Raw genomic sequence first — 17,330 nt, 5'->3', positions numbered from 1 at the left:
TCGTTCTTAGCAGTTCTCTATCTTCTGTATTCTTCTCTTATGGCGGTCTTCATCTGAAAACGCCGTATTCAGGAATGTTTCTACAATCTTGACCGCAAGGCCCGGACCGACCACACGGCCGCCCATGGCGAGTACATTGGCATCGTTGTGTAACCTTGTCATTTCCGCGCAGTAACAATCCGTGCAGAGTGCCGCACGGATCCCCGGAATCCTGTTGGCCGTAATGGATACTCCAATACCGGTTCCACAGATCAATATTCCCTTGTCACATTCGCCGCTGACAATCGCCTGCGACACTTTTTTCGCATAATCCGGATAATCAACAGATTCGGTACCATAACAGCCGAAATCTTTATATTCCAGCTTCCCCTCATCAAGATAATTCTTCACTTCCTGCATCAGGTCATAACCACCGTGATCACATCCAAGTGCTATCATTTTCGTAATTCCTCCTCGTTCAGTTGTATCACTATCTCGGAAATCAGATTTTCGAGATTTTCATAACATTTTCCATAGGCAGCCAGCGGTTCTCCATAGAGAGTTCTGACATCCCCGCTCTGCCCAGCGAACTCCGCAATCGTCCAGACATTCATGGCATGCTCGAAACTTGCCCAGATCTTATCTTTTTGATCATCTTCCATCGTGAGTATCAGTGTTCTGTCATCGATATCTTCCTGCGTAAACGGAATTGCCGAGTGATCTTTCGTATTATAGCCATTGCTGATAAGCACGGCCTCTGCTTTTTGGTTTATGGGTTCCGGAAAGAGGACCACAAGCCCTCTAGACAGAATCTCAAGCTTTCCCATCATAACCTTGCTCTTCATAATAGCCTTGGCCATGGGAGCGCGTGTGGTATCGTCGGAATCCACAAATATTAATTTGTCATATTGTTTCAATCAACGTCACCTCAACTACACCTCAATCATTTTGTGGCCGGCTGCCTTAAGAAGACGATTCATAATGGCCTGTCCCATTCTGGGCGTATCAAAAGCCTCGGAATAAATATATTCCACACAGTCATCGTCAAACTCTCTTAGAATCTGATACAGATGCATGGCAATCGTATCTTCACTTGCGAGGGTTCCGATACACTTGATGTCACCGACCTGATATCTCTTCTTTGTCTCCTCTGTACAGATCACACCGACTTTTTTTCCGTCTTCAAGACATCTTGCAGCAAGCATATTAATCTTGTCTGCAACTTTACCTTCCGATCCTTTAATAATGGTAAGATCCCCTTTCGGAGCATAGTGTTTGTATCTCATCCCCGGAGCTTTTGGTCTTACTCTGCTGTTGGGTGACAGAATTCCCGGATCCACCAAAACCTCACCTAATACATCCACAAGCATCTTTCGATTAATGTAACCGGGGCGCAGAATTGTCGGAACCCCAACTGTAAAATCTACAATCGTGGATTCCAGACCAATATCTGTCATTCCGCCGTCTATGATCATATCAATCGTATCTGACAGATCGTCAATCACATGGCTTGCCAGGGTCGGGCTTGGCCGTCCGGAAGTGTTTGCACTGGGCGCAGCGATATACCCGCCGGAGCGTCTGATCAGCTCTCCTGCAATCTTATTAACAGGCATTCTGACCGCAACACTATCTAACCCTCCCGTAGTCTCAAAAGGTACGCAGTCCGCCTTGCTGAATATCATCGTAAGAGGACCGGGCCAATACTGTTTGGCCAAAAGTCTTGCCTTTTGAGGAACTTTCCTGACAATTTTATCCAGATGTTCCATATCCGCAATATGGACGATCAAAGGATTATCTGAAGGTCTTCCTTTTGCCGCATAAATCTTTTTAGAAGCAGCCGGATCCAGTGCATTCCCACCCAGACCATATACGGTCTCCGTAGGAAATGCAACCAGGCCGCCCGCTTTAAGAATCGATCCTGCTTTATCAAGTGCCGGTATATCCAGCTGATCTTCAGTCATCTTAGCTATTTGGGCTTTCATCAGTACTTTTTCTTCTTTCTGGCTTTGAGTCAATTTTTTCTTTAGACATTATACCATGTTCATATGTAAATGAAAAGACCTAGTGTGCTCTTACACAGAGTTTCGGCAAATGCAACAATTAACCCATTCAGGTGATCGTTTTTCCTGTTTTCTCCGATTTTTTGTCTGGCTTTATATATTCAAGAATTCCTTTACAGATTGAATCTGCAAGCTTTTGCTGATAATCTTTTGACTTCAGAAGTTCTGCCTCCTGTGGATTACTTAAGAAACCACATTCCACGATTGCAGCAGGAGCATCCGTCTTTTTCAGCAAGTAATAACTGGTATTTCCCTTTGCCATCCGGTGATTCGCCGGATCCACCCCTTCTACAAGAGAGGTTTGAAGATCCTCCGCCAGTTTTTTCCCTTCCGCGGAGTGTGTGAAATAAAAAACCTGTGCTCCTTTCACTTCTGGCGATGTATAGCTGTTCTGGTGAATGCTCACCACGCAGTCTGGCTTTTTCTCATGAATCAGTTCGACGCGGTTTTGCAGGTCCTGTACTTTTTTATTTTTACTCCCGGATTCATACAGCCCTTCATCAGAGTCTCTGGTAAGAATGACAAAAACGTCCTTTTTTTCGAGCTTTTTCTTGAGGAGCAGGGTGATCTGCAAATTAAGTTCCTTTTCTTTTTCGCCATGCACTCCGATTTTTCCCGGATCGGAACCGCCATGCCCTGCATCCAGAATCACTACAGCCTGACCGGCTCTTCGCTGGCTGACAAAGCGGGCACCTTCTTTTGAAATCTGCCAGACACCTGCTAACAGCAGAATCGCCATGACAAGTTCCATCCATGCTTTCTTCATGACATAAAAATCTCCCCTGACATCTTTCTAATAATCTATGCCAGGAGAGTTCTTTTAAGTAGAATTGATCAAACTTTATTTTCTTTCCTTGTATTATCTATGTTTTTATCCGATGTGTCAATGTCATGATCAGATTCGCTCAGCTCACCGTCATCATCATCAAAGATATCATCAATATCATCGGATTCTAATTCGAAAGCCTTGCTCTTTAAATCCGCGGCAGGCTCAGACTGTGTACTGACAATACGATTGACAGCCTTACATGCCTCCATAAATCGCCTTTGCACCTGGTTCACAAGTCCAACCATCTCTCCCAGTTCTTCCTGCACAGCCTGATAACGTTTCTCACCTTCTGCAACTTTTTCATCCACTTCTTTCTGAAAACCTTCCAGATATTGGTTTGCCTTTTCGTGAGATTGCTCGAGCATCTGACTGCTCTTTTCTTCGGCATCTTTTATGATGTCCTGAGCTCTGATCTGTGCATCGTAGACGAGCTTTCCTATGGTATCATAATTATCGATATAGGACTGATATTTTTCTTTAATGTCACGCTGTAAAACTTCATTCTCCTGTTTCGACTCGTTCAGTTTAGAAGTCAGTTCCTTTATTGTTTTCTCTTTCTCTTTGATGGTAGCCATAAGCCGTGTTTTCTCAGTGTAAGCCTCATCCTTTATCTTCGTGATTCCTTCTGCAACGTCTTCTTTATCATATCCCCCCATTAATGTGGTTTTAAACAAATCTCCGTTTGTATCCATATGTTATACTCCTCCTAACGTCTTTTGTGTTCCAGCACTGATTCATGTGTTATATCGATTAATGATATCCCATACAGTATTTCGCTCCATGCCAAGTCTCCATTCAGCGACACCGGCAAGTCCATACTTTTGAATTACCTTCATTTTCTCTTCTATGGACTGCTCATCTTCTACCCAGATGGTATATCTTGCCGAATCATCTTCTGAAATTGCGATATTCTGTCCTATCTTTTCATCCCATTTCTTAGTCATCTGATGTTCCTGCATATATCGGTCTGTGCCGTCCATGCCAAGCACTTCACTAGTCGGAAGTTCCTGTCCGAAAGCTTCTGTCCAGACCCGGGTATAAAATGGTATCGCATTAACCACTTTTTCTTTCGGAACCTCAGAAAGTGTCTGTTTGATTCCGTTTTCGACAAACAGAAGTGATGATACAGATCCGGCTTTATCACCTCCTGAAAAATGTTCATCATACCCCATGATAATCACGTAGTCCACAATTTTCCCCTGCGCCCCACGCTTATAATACCTATTATAATTCTGTGGAACCGGATTATCAACCGAAACCACAAGATTTCTTTGATGTGCCTGAATCGTAAGCTCTCTTAAAAACTGTAGGAAATGTGGAATGCTGTCTTTTGGAAGCTGCTCAAAATCAACATTGATCCCGTCCATACCACATGCACTGGCCTGGTCCATCAGCTGGGCAATGATTCTGCCTCTCGTCTGTGAGTTTTTTAGTGCTTCGGTTACAGACACGTTCTCATTGAAGTTATCAATCAGACCCCAGACCTCCAGTCCCATCTGATGTGCCTGATCTACATAGTCTCTGCTTGCGAGGGAGGAAATCGTTCCCCCATTGTCCAGAATCGAAAACCAGGTCGGAGAAACCGTATTGAGTCCTGATGTACGGGAAATAACTTCCTGCAGTGCCTGATTGGCCTCCTGAGATGTCACCTGATGGAAGCCCAGGTTTAGTTTATAATCTTTCGTAATGGAGGGAAATTCCAAGCCTGTGTCTGCAATATGATCCTCAGCCTTTTTTTGCTCAGAAATCGACTTATTCTCAACATATCCGATTGACCCTTTTTGTGTGCTCACCTTCGTCCAGTGATCAAGTTTCTCCAGGAAAACCAGTTTTTCACCTTTTTTCACATTCTCAAGAATATCACTTCTAATCCCGCCTCTTACTCTTACGGCAGCATCTTTTGTGACCGTCACCTGGTTCAGGCCCGACCATCTGGTACGGATCACAGCTCTTGCAGGTTTCTCATATACATTGACAACCATATCTGTATAACTTTTGATGTAATTGACAGCCAGATAATATGTATCGTTTTCTCTAATAAGTGCCGGTGCACCTTTTTCAGTTACATCCGAATCCGAAAGTGCCCGGATACCGGAGGGATCTGAAAGCAGCATCTGTTGGTTTATCTCATCCAGATAAAAATTTGTATCCAGAAAACTTTCAACATCACTGTAGCTCATATATACTTCTCCGTTTCGGAAAAGACCGGCAGATTTTTTGACTTCATCATTAATAATCAAAGCTGCCTGTGTCTCGTCTTCAAGGCCGTAATAGGCGGCAAGATCTGCTGATTTGCTGGTGGGAGTATAGCGCCTGATAATAAGACTTGCCACGCCCACAATTAACACTGCCAGAATCAAACCGATTACGATCAAGACCGGCATTACTCTTTTTTTCATGAACTACTTCCTCTCTCACGCTGCAGTTATTTGGATAAACCGCTTTCGTAAATCTGGTATTCTTATGACACCAGGGATTGCCTTGCATCTCGTGCTTTCGCTGCTGGTATCATATCCAGTATACAAGAACCACTGATTTTGAGCAAGTGGCAATTTGTACAAGACGACAAAAACCGACAGTGGTGTTGTGCTGAAGGGATCCACACGTTCAACTCCACTGTCGGTTTCCATTAGGATTCTTTTACAAAGATAAAATCAATTTGTCTGATCTGTCCTCCTTCTTCTATTATGTAATCTCGCATATACGTACCTTTCTCTTCGGCCACACATGCACATGCAATCTCTTCCGGACTGCTTTCGCTCCCCATAAGGCGAAGTGATATCTCATCGTGCTGCAGTTTTCTAAGTTCTGTCTTCAAATCAACTGCTTCAGACTTATAGTTCACCCTTTCCAACACCTTCTCTCTAGTCTGGCACATGTCCCATGACATATAAAGAATTACACACATGCGCCATTCCTGCGGTAGATTTTAAGAACGAAGGTAATGGATACATGGTCTGTTTAAAAACCTAATCTTTTCTGGAAAAAATAGATGTTATTTTCGATATCCTGTCAGAAAAACTGAAATGGCGAATCGCCTAATAAATTTGATATGTATAAAAAAATTGGACTACTGGTTAAGGGGCTTCACTTCCTCTCTTACCATGTACCCATTATTTTCTGTTCTTATAGTCTATTATAATCATATATTTGTTTTTTTCAAGTGTTTTTTATAAATTTTATTCTGGTCTTTTTCAGTATAGTTTTTGTGAATATCACTTGCGTAATCATATCAGATGGATTATAATAACGATAGATGCATTCGGACATGCGAATGCACTTGTCCACCCAAACAATTACAAGGAGGAATCTTATTATGGCTAAAGTCTCTAAAGATATGACCATTGGTGAATTAATCACATTAGATGAGAATATCCCTGCAATCCTGATGAGATCAGGGATGCATTGTATAGGCTGTCCTGCTTCTCTTGGAGAAACACTGGAAGAAGCAGCTATGGTTCACGGAATCGATGCGAATGACCTTCAAGATCAGATCAACGATTATCTGGCCGAAACAGCCGCAAATTAAATATTTTCAGCAAAAAACAGCCGCATATGATGCGGCTGTTTTTTGCTTTTTGCTTTGCCATTATAATTTCATCAGCTGTTGAAGTGCATTTCTTCTGATAATCTGGTTGTCATGTTCTCTTAAGTATGCCTCCGATATAGCAGAAACTTTTGTAACTGTTCCATATTCTGACAATATATTGCACACACGGTTAAAATCTTCCGGTGTGCTGTCACCTTGATGAAGTATCAGCTGGAAAGTATCCTGATTTGTATCTCTATACAAAGAGTTCTCCCCGGCAAAATATCCGTTAATCCCATGTGCTGCATCTATCACTTCATCCAAGCTCAGAAAACGGAATGCACGAATCAGGTCAACATTTGTATCCTTCCCGGATTGTTTACCTTCCTCATCCTGTTTCTCCTGAATATTCTTTTTTGCCTCAGTCAGCTTATGAAAAATATCAATGATATCATCGGCTCCGGTCATTTGCGGAAGACTCGCGCTGAAACTATCATCCGCATCCGGTGCAAATTTGGAAAAACGAGTATCTAATTCCTCCGGATCTTCGACTTTGGTGATGATCAGCATGATGCTGTCTGGTGATACCGGTATTGCCTCCACCATAAGCGGTGAATTATCGGAATCGAATCCCAGCTCACTTTGTGCCTGCTGCATCATATCCTGAAACAGATTCTTAGCTTTATCTGTCCCATAAGCCAATTCACTTAGTTTAATCTCTCGATTTGCCAAATCATCGCTGGTAAGCGTACAACGAATCTGATTGTCATTAATCTTCTCAATCTTCATATAATCACATCCTTTTTGATCGCGACAGCGAACTTTACATGGCTGCTTTGCTGCAACGATATTTATCCTATCGTTACATATAGTATATACCAAGTGGCTCAAATATGTAAAGAGCTTATGACTTTTTTAATATTTCTTTTACAGTTTACACTTGAAATCTCCGACCTAATATATTAGAATGTTTCATAGAGTTTGAAACAGACTCATCTTACATATAAGGAGGAAGAAACAATGGCACGTATGATTACGGATGAATGTGTTGCTTGTGGTACATGTGAAAGCGAATGTCCGGTTGAGGCAATTTCCGCTGGAGATGACAAGTACGAAATTGATGCTGATACTTGTATAGACTGTGGTGCATGTGAAGAAGTATGTCCGACAGGCGCAATTAAAGAAGCTGAATAATAAAAGAGCCGGTTCATCTGGAAATATATCCACTTGAACCGGCTTTTATTATTGTTCTTTTTTTTCTTTTTTGTGCACTGCTTTCGCTTTCGTTGATTTCAGTCTGCCTAATCTGTTTGTTTTTTCATTTTTCTCATTTTCTTGTGTTGCGGCCACTTGTCTGCGGGCAATCTGATGCTGTCGGATAGCCTCATCCACACGCTTATACCTTTCTTCTTGTCGTTTCGTCTTCTTAATTTCTCGCATCAGTTTTTCTAATATGCGATAAAATTCTGTTTTTCTCTCTTCGTCTTCCTCTGAAAAAACATCACCGTACATCATAGGCACAACTTCTTTAATTTCTTTGAGCTGCAGCCCTTTTTTCTTGAGTTCTTTGATGCCAAATAATATCCGGATATCTTTTGAAGTAAACAAACGATGGCCTCTCTCATTCCTGGCAATATGTAAGCAAAGCTCGTCCTCCCAGTACCTAAGTACCGAGGCACGTTCTTCTACCAGATTAGAGGTCTCCGTCATCGTATAGATGTCCCTCGACATAACCTAAAACCCCTTTTCCATAATTTTAATCCCGATGATAGCGTCGATTGCATGAGATGCATAATCTTTTGACCCTTGTATCACATTATAACATTACAGAAAGGAAATACAACAAAAACCGTTCGACAACTTTTGCTTACTTCTGCAGATTTGCGAATTTTGTGTAGTCCGGAAGCCAGACAAGGTTCACAGTCCCGATCGGACCATTTCTTTGTTTTGCAATAATAATCTCGGCAATTCCTTTATTTTCAGAATCCTTATTATAGTAGTCATCCCGGTAGATAAACATAACAACATCCGCATCCTGTTCAATTGCACCGGATTCTCGCAGATCCGAAAGCATCGGACGATGATCCGGACGTGACTCCACAGCTCGTGATAACTGAGACAATGCTATAACCGGTACATCTAATTCTCTGGCAAGTGCTTTCAATGAACGTGAAATCTCGGAAATTTCCTGCTGTCTGGATTCCCCATGCCCGCTCCCGTTCATAAGCTGCAGATAATCGATCATAACGATATCTAGGCCATGCTCCAGCTTATATTTTCTGCACTTCGATCTGAGTTCACGAACGGTAATGCCGGGCGTATCATCGATAATCAGATTCGAATCTCCAATCACCCCTGCACTTTCGATTAGCTTTGCCCAGTCTTCATCCTTCAAGTTTCCGTTTCTCATGCTTTGTGAATCAACTTTTGATTCCATGGAGAGCAGACGATTCATCAACTGTTCTTTGGACATCTCAAGTGAGAATACCGCCACAGATTTATTCTGTTTGAAGGCTATATATTGGGCCATGTTAAGGACCAGTGCTGTCTTCCCCATAGAGGGGCGAGCTGCTACCAGAATCAGATCTGACGGCTGAAATCCCGAGGTTTTATAGTCAAGATCCGTAAAACCAGTAGCAAGCCCTGTGACATTTCCCTTCACCTTGGAAGCTTTCTCGATATTCTCCAGACTATTCATAACCACCTGACGGATGGGCACAAAATCTTCGGAATTTCGCTCGCCAAGCAGCTGAAACATCTTCTTTTCTGTATCCTCAAGAATCGTCTCAACCGGCTCCCTATTCAGATAACATTCATTAGAAATCTCATCGGTGAGCTTAATCAGTCTGCGAAGAACAGATTTTTCACTGACAATCGACGCATAATACCTGATATTAGCAGAAGTAGGGACCGCCGAGAGCAGATCCCTCACGAATTCCATACTGCTAATCTCCGGCGGCACATCTTTTTCCTTTAAGCGATTCTGTAAAGTAATCAGATCGGCAGGCTTTCCCTCGTTAAATAACTCCACGATCGACTCAAAGACAATTCCATACTGATGCTGATAGAAATCATCACCGGTCAGTATTTCACAGGCAATGCTGATGGCCTCCCGCCCCATCAGCATTGAACCAATTACAGATTGCTCTGCCTCTACAGAATGTGGCAGTATTCTCTTTATGAGCGCTTCTTCCATTGATGCGCTTCCCCCTTAAGCTTCATTTATGACAACTTTAAGTTCAGCCGTGACATCCTTGTGTAATTTCACCGGAACCATCGTCGTTCCAAGTTCCTTAATCGGACTGGAAAGCTGCATTTTCTTTTTATCGAGATCGAACCCCAACTGCTTTTTTACTGCATCTGCAATTTCCTTTGTAGAGACACTTCCGAACGCACGGCCTCCCTCTCCGATTTTGATCTGTAAAGTCACCTGTAGTGCCTCTATCTTTTTTTTGAAGGCAAGAGCATCCTCATAATTTTGCTGTGCAATTCTATCTTCATTCTCTTTTTTTAGCTTGAATTCATTTTTATTCTTTGAGTTGGCCTCTACTGCCAGTTTCTTAGGCAAGAGCATATTTCTGGCGTATCCGTCACTTACCTTTACCATATCGCCTTTCTTTCCCAGTGATTTTACATCTTCAAGTAATATAACTTTCATCTTATATTTCTCCTCCATCCAGCATTTCTTTTAGCATATCTTTCAATATTTTAATTGCTTCCTGTAAATCGATTCCCTCAAACTGACATCCGGCTATATTGAGATGCCCGCCGCCACCAAGTCGCTCCATGATAATCTGGACGTTGACCTCATCGATCGCACGTGCACTCACGTAGATTTGATTATCATACTCTGTGAGAACAAAAGATGCTTTAACATCGACAATATTCAACAATTCATTTGCCGCCTGAGCACCCACAATCGTGGGACTTTCCACATAACCTGACGGGCAGACAGAGATTGCGAATGAATCCAGATACAGTTCGGCATTCATAATTGTCTCACCTTTTGCCCTGTAGTCTTCCATGTCTTCACGGAAAAGCTTTCGAACCCGGGAGACATCCGCCCCACAGCGTCTTAAGAAAGCAGCTGCCTCAAAGGTGCGCACCCCCGTCTTCTGCATAAAGTTATCAGTATCCACCATAATTCCTGCATAGATGCTGTCGGCCTCTATATTGCGTATCCGTACGCCATCGGCAAAATACTGCAAAATCTCTGCTACCATCTCGCAGGCTGAAGAAGCGTAAGGCTCAATATAAGACAGCGAGGAATTCTGAATCACTTCATTTCCCTGGCGGTGATGATCCAGAACGACAATTGTCTTCGTCAGACTGAGCAGTGCCTCACATTCTGTATAACTGGGTTTATTGACATCAACTACGACAACCATGGTATCTTCATTCGTGATTTCTTCTGCATCATGAGTAGAAATAAACATATCATCTTCGTATTCATTATCATCCAGATATCCTTTCATCAGCGGTCTAATCGAAGATGTCGGCGTATCAATCACGATGTAGGCTTTTTTATCCAGAGTTCTGGCCGCCCGATAAATTCCGATCGCTGAGCCGAATGCATCGACATCGATCATCTTGTGCCCCATAATCACAACATTTTCCTTGCTGCTCATCAATTCTTTTAAAGCATGAGCTTTCACTCTTGCCTTAACTCTCGTATTCTTCTCAACAGCCTGCGTTTTTCCACCGAAATAGGAAGTCTTGTCTCCTTCCTTCACCACGGCCTGATCACCGCCTCTTCCAAGAGCAAGGTCAATTCCAATATGAGCATATTCGGCATCTTTGGCATATGTTCCGGTATTTGCACCGATTCCGATGCTTAAAGTAACCGCCATCTTGTTGCCGATGTTTACCTTTTTGACTTCCTCCAGGATGGAAAAACGATCCTCTTTCATTTTATCAAGGGATTTCTGCCGAATTACAAAAAAATACTTGTCTTTCTCTGTCTTCTTGACAATTCCGTCTATATCATGAAAATACTTATTAATCTTTCTGTCGACCAGAGCAGTCAGCAGAGAACGCCTAACTTCTTCAACACTTTCCAGTGCCTCATCATAATTATCCAGATAGAGATAACCCGGCACCATCGTCTCTTCTTTATATTTTTTAATATATCTGTTGAGTTCGGTCTCATCGAACAAAAACAGCGCCACCAGATGATTATCCCGTCCGCTGACCTTAAGTACATCCGTCTTGTCGATCAGATCATCAATCACAACACTTTTTAGATTTACCCTGTAATTGCGCTGATTATAGACAATCAGAACACCACTTTCCCCTCCATTATCAGGAAGCTTATCTTGTGTGATCTGGGGAAATATGCTGGTGATAGATTTACGATATTTTTTTTCTTTTCCGGTGAGTTCAAGAAATTTGTAATTTCCCCACAAAAGGCGGCCCTGTGCATCCAAAATGGCATAAGGAACAGCCAGATTCTTGATCAGTTTATTCTGAACCTGACCATACTGTGCCGCAAACGTGATGAGATCACCCAGAATAACCGGCCTGCTGCGATAAAACAGTTCGATTGCAATCAGAATATAGACAGCCACAAAAAGAGTCATCACTACCCCTGCGCGCTTATTTATCATATAGATTGTGATATTCATGGCTATCAGCAAAACTGAAAGAAGAAAAGGCCATTTTAAATAAAAACTTAATCTTCCGTCTATCTTAAACTTGTTTTTATTTCTCATAATCTCTCCCGTTATATTTATCCGGCAGCCTATATACGCTGTCGTTTTGCGCTCATTCGAATACTTTTGAATAGTATAACATCATTTTGCGAATAAGGAAAGAACCAAATAAAAAGCTGTTCTGTCCGTTATAAAATCCTAAGATTCATCCAGACAGGACAGCTCTTGTTGTATAAGATTGAATTTTAATTAAATGGCAATTCCTCATCGATTCCATCCGGAATGTTCATAAATCCATCCGCTGACGCAGGTGCCTGTGATTGTGACTGCCCGGAATTTTCATTGTCAAATCCATCAAGCCCGGATGACTGGCTTCTATGTTCTTCGCTTGCTTTCTTGCTCTCGGCAAATTCCTGTTCTTCGACAACTACATCTGTCGTATAGACTTTCACACCATCGCGGTTCGTATAACTTCCAGTTTGGATTCTTCCGGAAACCACCATACGGATACCCTGACGAAGATACTTTTCAGCAAACTCAGCACTTCTTCCGAAAGCAACACAATTGATAAAATCCGCAGTCTGATCCCCGTCTCTTTTGAATCTTCTGTCGACAGCTAATGTATATCTCGCCACTGCGGTGGAATTCTCTCCGGCTGAATAGCGAATATCAGGATCTCTCGTCAATCTTCCCATTAATATAACTTTGTTCATCTGCACTTACCTCTACTTTTTCATATGTCTTAATCAGTTACGTTCTTTATATATCATGGAACTTCATCATAGCATAAATCATACTTATCGTCAATCATCCATGGATTTCGACTGCAGTTTTCTGGTGTTCTTTTCGACCAGTTTTCTGGAAATCATAATCTGATGGCCGCATCCAGTACACCTGAGCCGGAAATCAGCACCGACTCTTAAGATTTCCCAGTCTCTGCTTCCACAAGGATGTGGTTTTTTCAGGGTCACAATATCCCCAACCTGATAATCTAATCGTTCCATCAAACACACCTGCCTTTCCTTTCACTACCATGTGGACTCCAGAAATCCCTGAACTACAAAGCGACTCGTATCACTCCCTGTACAGGTTGTAAGTGTCACAGCCTGATCCTCCGTGGTAAATGCATGATCTATTCCTGGAATCTGGGTTTCCTGCACCATCTTATTCAGGTATTCGACGAACTGCTGATCGGGGATATCAAATAACGTATAGGTATCTCCGCTTACCGGTGTCACGTGGGCACTAAAGATCTCATAGCGGTATTTATGCTGTGGTGTTAAAATCCAGAAATAACGGCTGTCCTTATATTTTTCTTGTTCTTTTATAAATTTCAGTTTTCCAAACATAGACTTGTTTTTCATATTATGCCCATAGATAATGGTATGAGGATCACTGAAATCCGGTTTATTCATATAATCCATAAAGATAGAGCCGGCAAAATTCTTCTTTTTCTCAAATGTTGTGTGCAGGTACTGATCATTATCCTTCCCCTGAACAATCGGATAATTAATATCAAGAGCCTCCACAACCAGCCATCCGACAATGTCTGGATTCATACTCTGAAGAGACGCGAAATCCACATCCGGCGGCATATCATCGGGTTGTCCGGGTGCAGCTTTTACGGACACTGTTCCCACATTTGATTGCTTCTGATCTGACCGCCCGTAAGCAACTGCCTCGACTGCCTTATATTCATCCTCCCCGGCCTTATAATCCTGATAAATCATAAAAAGCTTGTATCCGGAAAATACAAACACTCCAATACACACAAGAATTCCAAGTGTGAGAAGTGTATTCAGCAGGCCGCCTTTCTTTTTATCTTTTCTCATATTGTCGTTCCTCTAAATGATAGAAATATAGCGTCCTCAATTCTTCCGAGGACGCTATGGTAGTTGCGGGGGCAGGATTTGAACCTGCGACCTCCGGGTTATGAGCCCGACGAGCCTCCAGACTGCTCCACCCCGCGGCAACAGTATCATCATACACCACAAAAGGAATCATGTCAACCCCTCGGCGATTTACATAATTCGTTCGAATATTCCTTTTGCCTGAGGCTCAATCGTCCTCTCCAGAAGTACACGGATCAGTTCTTCGCTCTTCTTTCCCTTTAGTCTTCCAAACATCAGATTGTTATTCATCTCATTCATGACCGAAGAAAGTCCTTCCATGATCAGATCCTTTCCGGGAGTTTCAAAGAATCTCATCTCTATCTCCTCTTTCCGAAAAAAAATCTTAATCCTCCGCCGGACTGCTTCTTCTAAAAAAGCAATATCCAGCTTTAAAACCAGCGTTTGATCTTCGTTATATGTGAGTTCAGCCTTTGTCCCAACAAGATAACTCTCCTCATGTATCCGAATCCATGTTTCCTCTGCCTTTTGAAATCCTGCCTTTATCTGATACCAGTTATCCCCTTCTAAAAACAAAAACCAGAACACACCCAAATCATATCGAAATGCAACCTTTCTCATTCCTTCTGTCAGATTATTATGCATTACCTGCATAATAAGAGGGAGAATGCCGATCGACTGCGGATCCATCGAGTAACAGTGTCCATCGATCCTGTTTAGAAATTCAGATGTGTCCAAATATTTATGTCTGTACCGATAGCTTTGCCGCCATCCTCCCCGTCTGAGTCGCATACCGGCACCCTCACTTTCCCGGGCATTTAATCTTCGAACCTCGCGGTTTAAAAAGTACCATCCGCTGCCATCTCCAGGCATACGCGCATCCAGAAAGCGTTCATCCGGATGATAGTCATTTGGAAAATATTTTCTTATGATGTCGAGCAGAATACAGTTCTGAAATAATTCATTGCTCCCTGCACAGGTAACCAAAACCATATCCATATCCGGGTAGACAATCACATTCTGTCCCAGCATTCCATTGAATTCAAAACTTCCCGGTCTGCTTTCCAGCCAGATCTGATAACCATAGCCATAAGTTCCCTCTGAACTTTCCACATGCTTGCTGACAGACTGTAAAACCCACTCCTTTGGAATCAGCTGTATACCGTTCCAGTTCCCCTTTTGAAGATATAACTGGCCCAGTTTTGCCATATCCTCAGGGCAAAGGAAAAGTCCCCATCCACCTTTGGTGATCCCCATCGGGCATGTCTCCCACAGATAGTTTTTTATACCTAACGGGGCAAAGAGCCGTGGTGTAAGATACTCTGTCAGTGTAAGCCCTGTGCGCTCAGTCACTATCGCAGACAACACATAGCTGTTCATGCTGTTATATTGAAACACAGTTCCCGGTTTTTCAGAGACAGGGGCATTCAAAAATCCTCCGAGCCAATCATTCCCGGAGACAATCCCTGATTCGTTGAACTGTACTCCGCTCGTCATAGTGAGGAGGTTTTCCACTGTGACCACTCCACGAAAAACCTTCTTTCGAGGTTTCATTCTCTCCTCAAATATCTTATAGATATTTTCGTCCAATGAGAGTTTTCCCTCGCCGATTAAAAGGCCGACTGCCATACCAGTGATACTTTTACACATGGAATGAGCGATATGCCAGATATCTCCCCGATAAGGAGCCACATGGCATTCACAGATCATTTTTCCGTGACGAAGAATCATCAGATGATGAAGATCAACCTTTTTGTTCTCGCCTAGCTCACGGAGCAATCCGGATAACCGTGCTGAAGAGATTCCCTGGCTTTCGGGGGCAGCACGCATAAATGGCTGCTCATACTTTACTTCTTTCGGATATTCACCTTTCTGTGGATGAAAATCAACTCGGCTGATACCGTCAGTTTTTCCCTGAATCATGTTCAACATCATCTCAGCTACTGCAAGTTGTACTCTGGCCATCTGACATCTCCTTTACAATTTCTGACATGAGGCAATCATATAGTTATCTCTTACCTTTTCTACCTGAAACTGATATCCTTCCGGGCCAGAAAGAATGTCTCCGTCCCAATTCAAAAGAAATGTGATATCCTGCGGCGGGATACGAAATCCACATCCTTCTGCCTTCACATAACTCTCTTTTAGCGTCCAGAACCTGTAGAATAATTCCTGCCGCTCTTTTGCAGAAACCTTTGCGCTCGCAAAAGTTTCCTGTTCTTTCGTACTTAAGACTTTATGCCAGATATTCTCTTTGAAAGAACGGATTCGTTCTATATCAACACCTAACGGGCGATCTCCGACGGCACAGGCTGCGAGGCCATGACTATGACTGATACTAATATAAATATCCGGATGAGAAACAAGATATGGTTTCCCCCTCTCATCCTTTGCAAGACTCCAGGTTTCGATACCATATGTTTCTCTCAGCATCCTCTCAAGCAGTGTTCGCGCCGCCTGGTGTTCTGTCTGGTGTTTGGTTTTTTTATCTTGCACCTTAAACACTTTTGTGTCAATTGTTATCATCTCTTGAAATTCCTTTGATAAATCAGCTGCTTTTATTCTGCCCACAATTGAGTAATGAATACGTTTATATATTTTCAAGATATTCGCGGGCACGAACAGAATTTTCAGGTGTACTGTCTTCAATCGTCGCCTGCAAATACGGTTTCTTATGCCTCTGCCAGGACAAAATCGCACCATATCCCATGTTTTTTGTCACACCTGGTGCCACTGAGATGATCTCACCGTCATGCACGTAATAATCTTTCGCATGAAGTACTGCAACATCATCCCCGTTCAGAGAGATCATTTTCTCAAAAAGTTCACCTTGCACGTCATGATTTTCTTCACACAGCAAATTGACCGGATCGAAGATCAGCTGCAGATTTGGTGAGGCGACAGCGTCCAGCACAGTTCTGGCACACTCCGGATTGTATACAATATGTTTCCACACCGGTTCAATTGCAAGTGTAACGCCAAATTGTTCTGCGTATTTTATGACTTTCTTAACATTATGAATAAATATATCCAACGCTTCCTTTGTATGGCATTCTGGACAAGGCTTATATTCTGTATTCGGTGCTCCGGTCTCTGTTCCTACAACATGTGCTCCCAGATAGGATGCAAAGCGGATATTTGCCTCGTATTCTTCCAAAATCTCGTTCAGCTGCCCCTGGTCTGGATTTGCCAGGTTCAGATAACAGCCATACACTGCCACATCCAGTTCATATTTTTTCAGGATTCTTTTCAGGTAAGCTGCCAGTCCGGGGGTAAGCCCTTCCCGTCCAATCTTATACTCCGAATACACAAGCTTTGATGCCAGATGAATGCAGGAAAAACCTCTCTTAGATGCAATCTTGATTCTCTCTTCGATCTTCACTGGCTCCAGATCGTGCAGCCTAATTCCAACTTGTAATGTACCCATCTCTT

At 42.7% G+C, this 17,330-nt stretch carries 20 protein-coding genes and 1 tRNA gene; 2 read left to right on the top strand and 19 right to left on the bottom strand.

The features are described from left to right. Positions 1–6: 6 nt before the first annotated feature. The 7 genes from rpiB to INP51_RS04220 all read right to left on the bottom strand — a co-directional run bounded on the left by rpiB (position 7) and on the right by INP51_RS04220 (position 5,758). Positions 7–438, bottom strand: a complete 432-nt coding sequence (rpiB, locus tag INP51_RS04250) for a ribose 5-phosphate isomerase B (protein WP_193736488.1) — start codon at positions 436–438, stop codon at positions 7–9. Beyond that, positions 435–896 carry an arsenate reductase/protein-tyrosine-phosphatase family protein gene (locus tag INP51_RS04245; RefSeq protein ID WP_193736487.1) on the bottom strand — a complete coding sequence of 154 codons (462 nt, stop codon included), beginning with the start codon at positions 894–896 and terminating at the stop codon, positions 435–437. Before INP51_RS04245 ends, rpiB begins: the two co-directional genes overlap by 4 nt. A 15-nt stretch (positions 897–911) precedes the next feature. Next, positions 912–1,961: an L-threonylcarbamoyladenylate synthase gene (locus INP51_RS04240; RefSeq protein WP_193736486.1), complete on the bottom strand. Its 1,050-nt coding sequence runs from the start codon at positions 1,959–1,961 to the stop codon at positions 912–914. Between the two features lie 127 nt (positions 1,962–2,088). Further along, positions 2,089–2,805, bottom strand: coding sequence for an N-acetylmuramoyl-L-alanine amidase (locus INP51_RS04235; protein ID WP_193736485.1), 717 nt, complete (start codon positions 2,803–2,805; stop codon positions 2,089–2,091). Between the two features lie 68 nt (positions 2,806–2,873). Continuing rightward, complete coding sequence (locus tag INP51_RS04230) at positions 2,874–3,560, bottom strand: hypothetical protein (RefSeq protein ID WP_193736484.1); 687 nt, start codon at positions 3,558–3,560, stop codon at positions 2,874–2,876. Positions 3,561–3,602: 42 nt separating this feature from the next. Then, positions 3,603–5,267, bottom strand: a complete 1,665-nt coding sequence (locus tag INP51_RS04225) for a glycosyl hydrolase family 18 protein (RefSeq protein ID WP_193736483.1) — start codon at positions 5,265–5,267, stop codon at positions 3,603–3,605. Between the two features lie 230 nt (positions 5,268–5,497). Next, positions 5,498–5,758, bottom strand: coding sequence for a hypothetical protein (locus tag INP51_RS04220; RefSeq protein ID WP_193736482.1), 261 nt, complete (start codon positions 5,756–5,758; stop codon positions 5,498–5,500). Positions 5,759–6,184: 426 nt separating this feature from the next. On the opposite strand from INP51_RS04220, the gene INP51_RS04215 reads away from it, so the two are divergent. Continuing rightward, positions 6,185–6,397, top strand: a complete 213-nt coding sequence (locus tag INP51_RS04215) for a DUF1858 domain-containing protein (RefSeq protein WP_193736481.1) — start codon at positions 6,185–6,187, stop codon at positions 6,395–6,397. A 60-nt stretch (positions 6,398–6,457) separates the two neighbouring features. Here the strand turns inward: INP51_RS04215 and INP51_RS04210 are convergent, their stop codons facing one another. Beyond that, positions 6,458–7,186, bottom strand: a complete 729-nt coding sequence (locus INP51_RS04210) for an adaptor protein MecA (RefSeq protein WP_193736480.1) — start codon at positions 7,184–7,186, stop codon at positions 6,458–6,460. Positions 7,187–7,417: 231 nt separating this feature from the next. Here INP51_RS04210 and INP51_RS04205 point away from each other — a divergent pair, with 231 nt between their 5' ends. Further along, positions 7,418–7,591, top strand: coding sequence for a DUF362 domain-containing protein (locus INP51_RS04205; protein WP_193736479.1), 174 nt, complete (start codon positions 7,418–7,420; stop codon positions 7,589–7,591). A 48-nt stretch (positions 7,592–7,639) separates the two neighbouring features. Here the strand turns inward: INP51_RS04205 and INP51_RS04200 are convergent, their stop codons facing one another. The 11 genes from INP51_RS04200 to INP51_RS04150 form a co-directional block, all read right to left on the bottom strand. Next, on the bottom strand, positions 7,640–8,128 hold the full coding sequence (locus INP51_RS04200) for a MerR family transcriptional regulator (RefSeq protein WP_193736478.1): 489 nt from the start codon (positions 8,126–8,128) through the stop codon (positions 7,640–7,642). 136 nt (positions 8,129–8,264) lie between these two features. Beyond that, a complete protein-coding gene (dnaB, locus tag INP51_RS04195) occupies positions 8,265–9,593 on the bottom strand; it encodes a replicative DNA helicase (protein WP_193736477.1) in 1,329 nt (442 codons plus the stop codon). A gap of 15 nt (positions 9,594–9,608) precedes the next feature. After that, positions 9,609–10,055 (bottom strand): 50S ribosomal protein L9, encoded by a 447-nt coding sequence (rplI, locus tag INP51_RS04190; protein WP_193736476.1) that lies wholly within the window; start codon positions 10,053–10,055, stop codon positions 9,609–9,611. A 1-nt stretch (position 10,056) separates the two neighbouring features. Beyond that, on the bottom strand, positions 10,057–12,108 hold the full coding sequence (locus tag INP51_RS04185; RefSeq protein ID WP_193736475.1) for a DHH family phosphoesterase: 2,052 nt from the start codon (positions 12,106–12,108) through the stop codon (positions 10,057–10,059). 185 nt (positions 12,109–12,293) lie between these two features. Continuing rightward, positions 12,294–12,761 (bottom strand): single-stranded DNA-binding protein, encoded by a 468-nt coding sequence (locus INP51_RS04180; protein WP_193736474.1) that lies wholly within the window; start codon positions 12,759–12,761, stop codon positions 12,294–12,296. 90 nt (positions 12,762–12,851) lie between these two features. After that, on the bottom strand, positions 12,852–13,052 hold the full coding sequence (locus INP51_RS04175) for a DUF951 domain-containing protein (protein WP_193736473.1): 201 nt from the start codon (positions 13,050–13,052) through the stop codon (positions 12,852–12,854). 24 nt (positions 13,053–13,076) lie between these two features. Next, entirely contained in the window at positions 13,077–13,880 is an 804-nt protein-coding gene (srtB, locus tag INP51_RS04170; RefSeq protein ID WP_193736472.1) for a class B sortase, read from the bottom strand. 63 nt (positions 13,881–13,943) lie between these two features. After that, a tRNA-Met gene (locus INP51_RS04165) sits at positions 13,944–14,017 on the bottom strand. A 52-nt stretch (positions 14,018–14,069) separates the two neighbouring features. Continuing rightward, positions 14,070–15,863 carry a serine hydrolase domain-containing protein gene (locus tag INP51_RS04160; RefSeq protein ID WP_193736471.1) on the bottom strand — a complete coding sequence of 598 codons (1,794 nt, stop codon included), beginning with the start codon at positions 15,861–15,863 and terminating at the stop codon, positions 14,070–14,072. Positions 15,864–15,875: 12 nt separating this feature from the next. Then, on the bottom strand, positions 15,876–16,502 hold the full coding sequence (locus INP51_RS04155; protein ID WP_193736470.1) for a 4'-phosphopantetheinyl transferase family protein: 627 nt from the start codon (positions 16,500–16,502) through the stop codon (positions 15,876–15,878). Further along, positions 16,489–17,325: a sugar phosphate isomerase/epimerase family protein gene (locus INP51_RS04150; protein ID WP_193736469.1), complete on the bottom strand. Its 837-nt coding sequence runs from the start codon at positions 17,323–17,325 to the stop codon at positions 16,489–16,491. The genes INP51_RS04155 and INP51_RS04150 overlap by 14 nt, the downstream gene beginning before the upstream one ends. Between the last annotated feature and the right edge of the window lie 5 nt (positions 17,326–17,330).

The organism is Blautia liquoris (assembly GCF_015159595.1).
Taxonomy (GTDB): domain Bacteria; phylum Bacillota; class Clostridia; order Lachnospirales; family Lachnospiraceae; genus Novisyntrophococcus; species Novisyntrophococcus liquoris.
The sequence above is the reverse complement of the archived record's forward strand: the minus strand, read 5'-3'. Positions and strand labels throughout refer to the sequence as shown.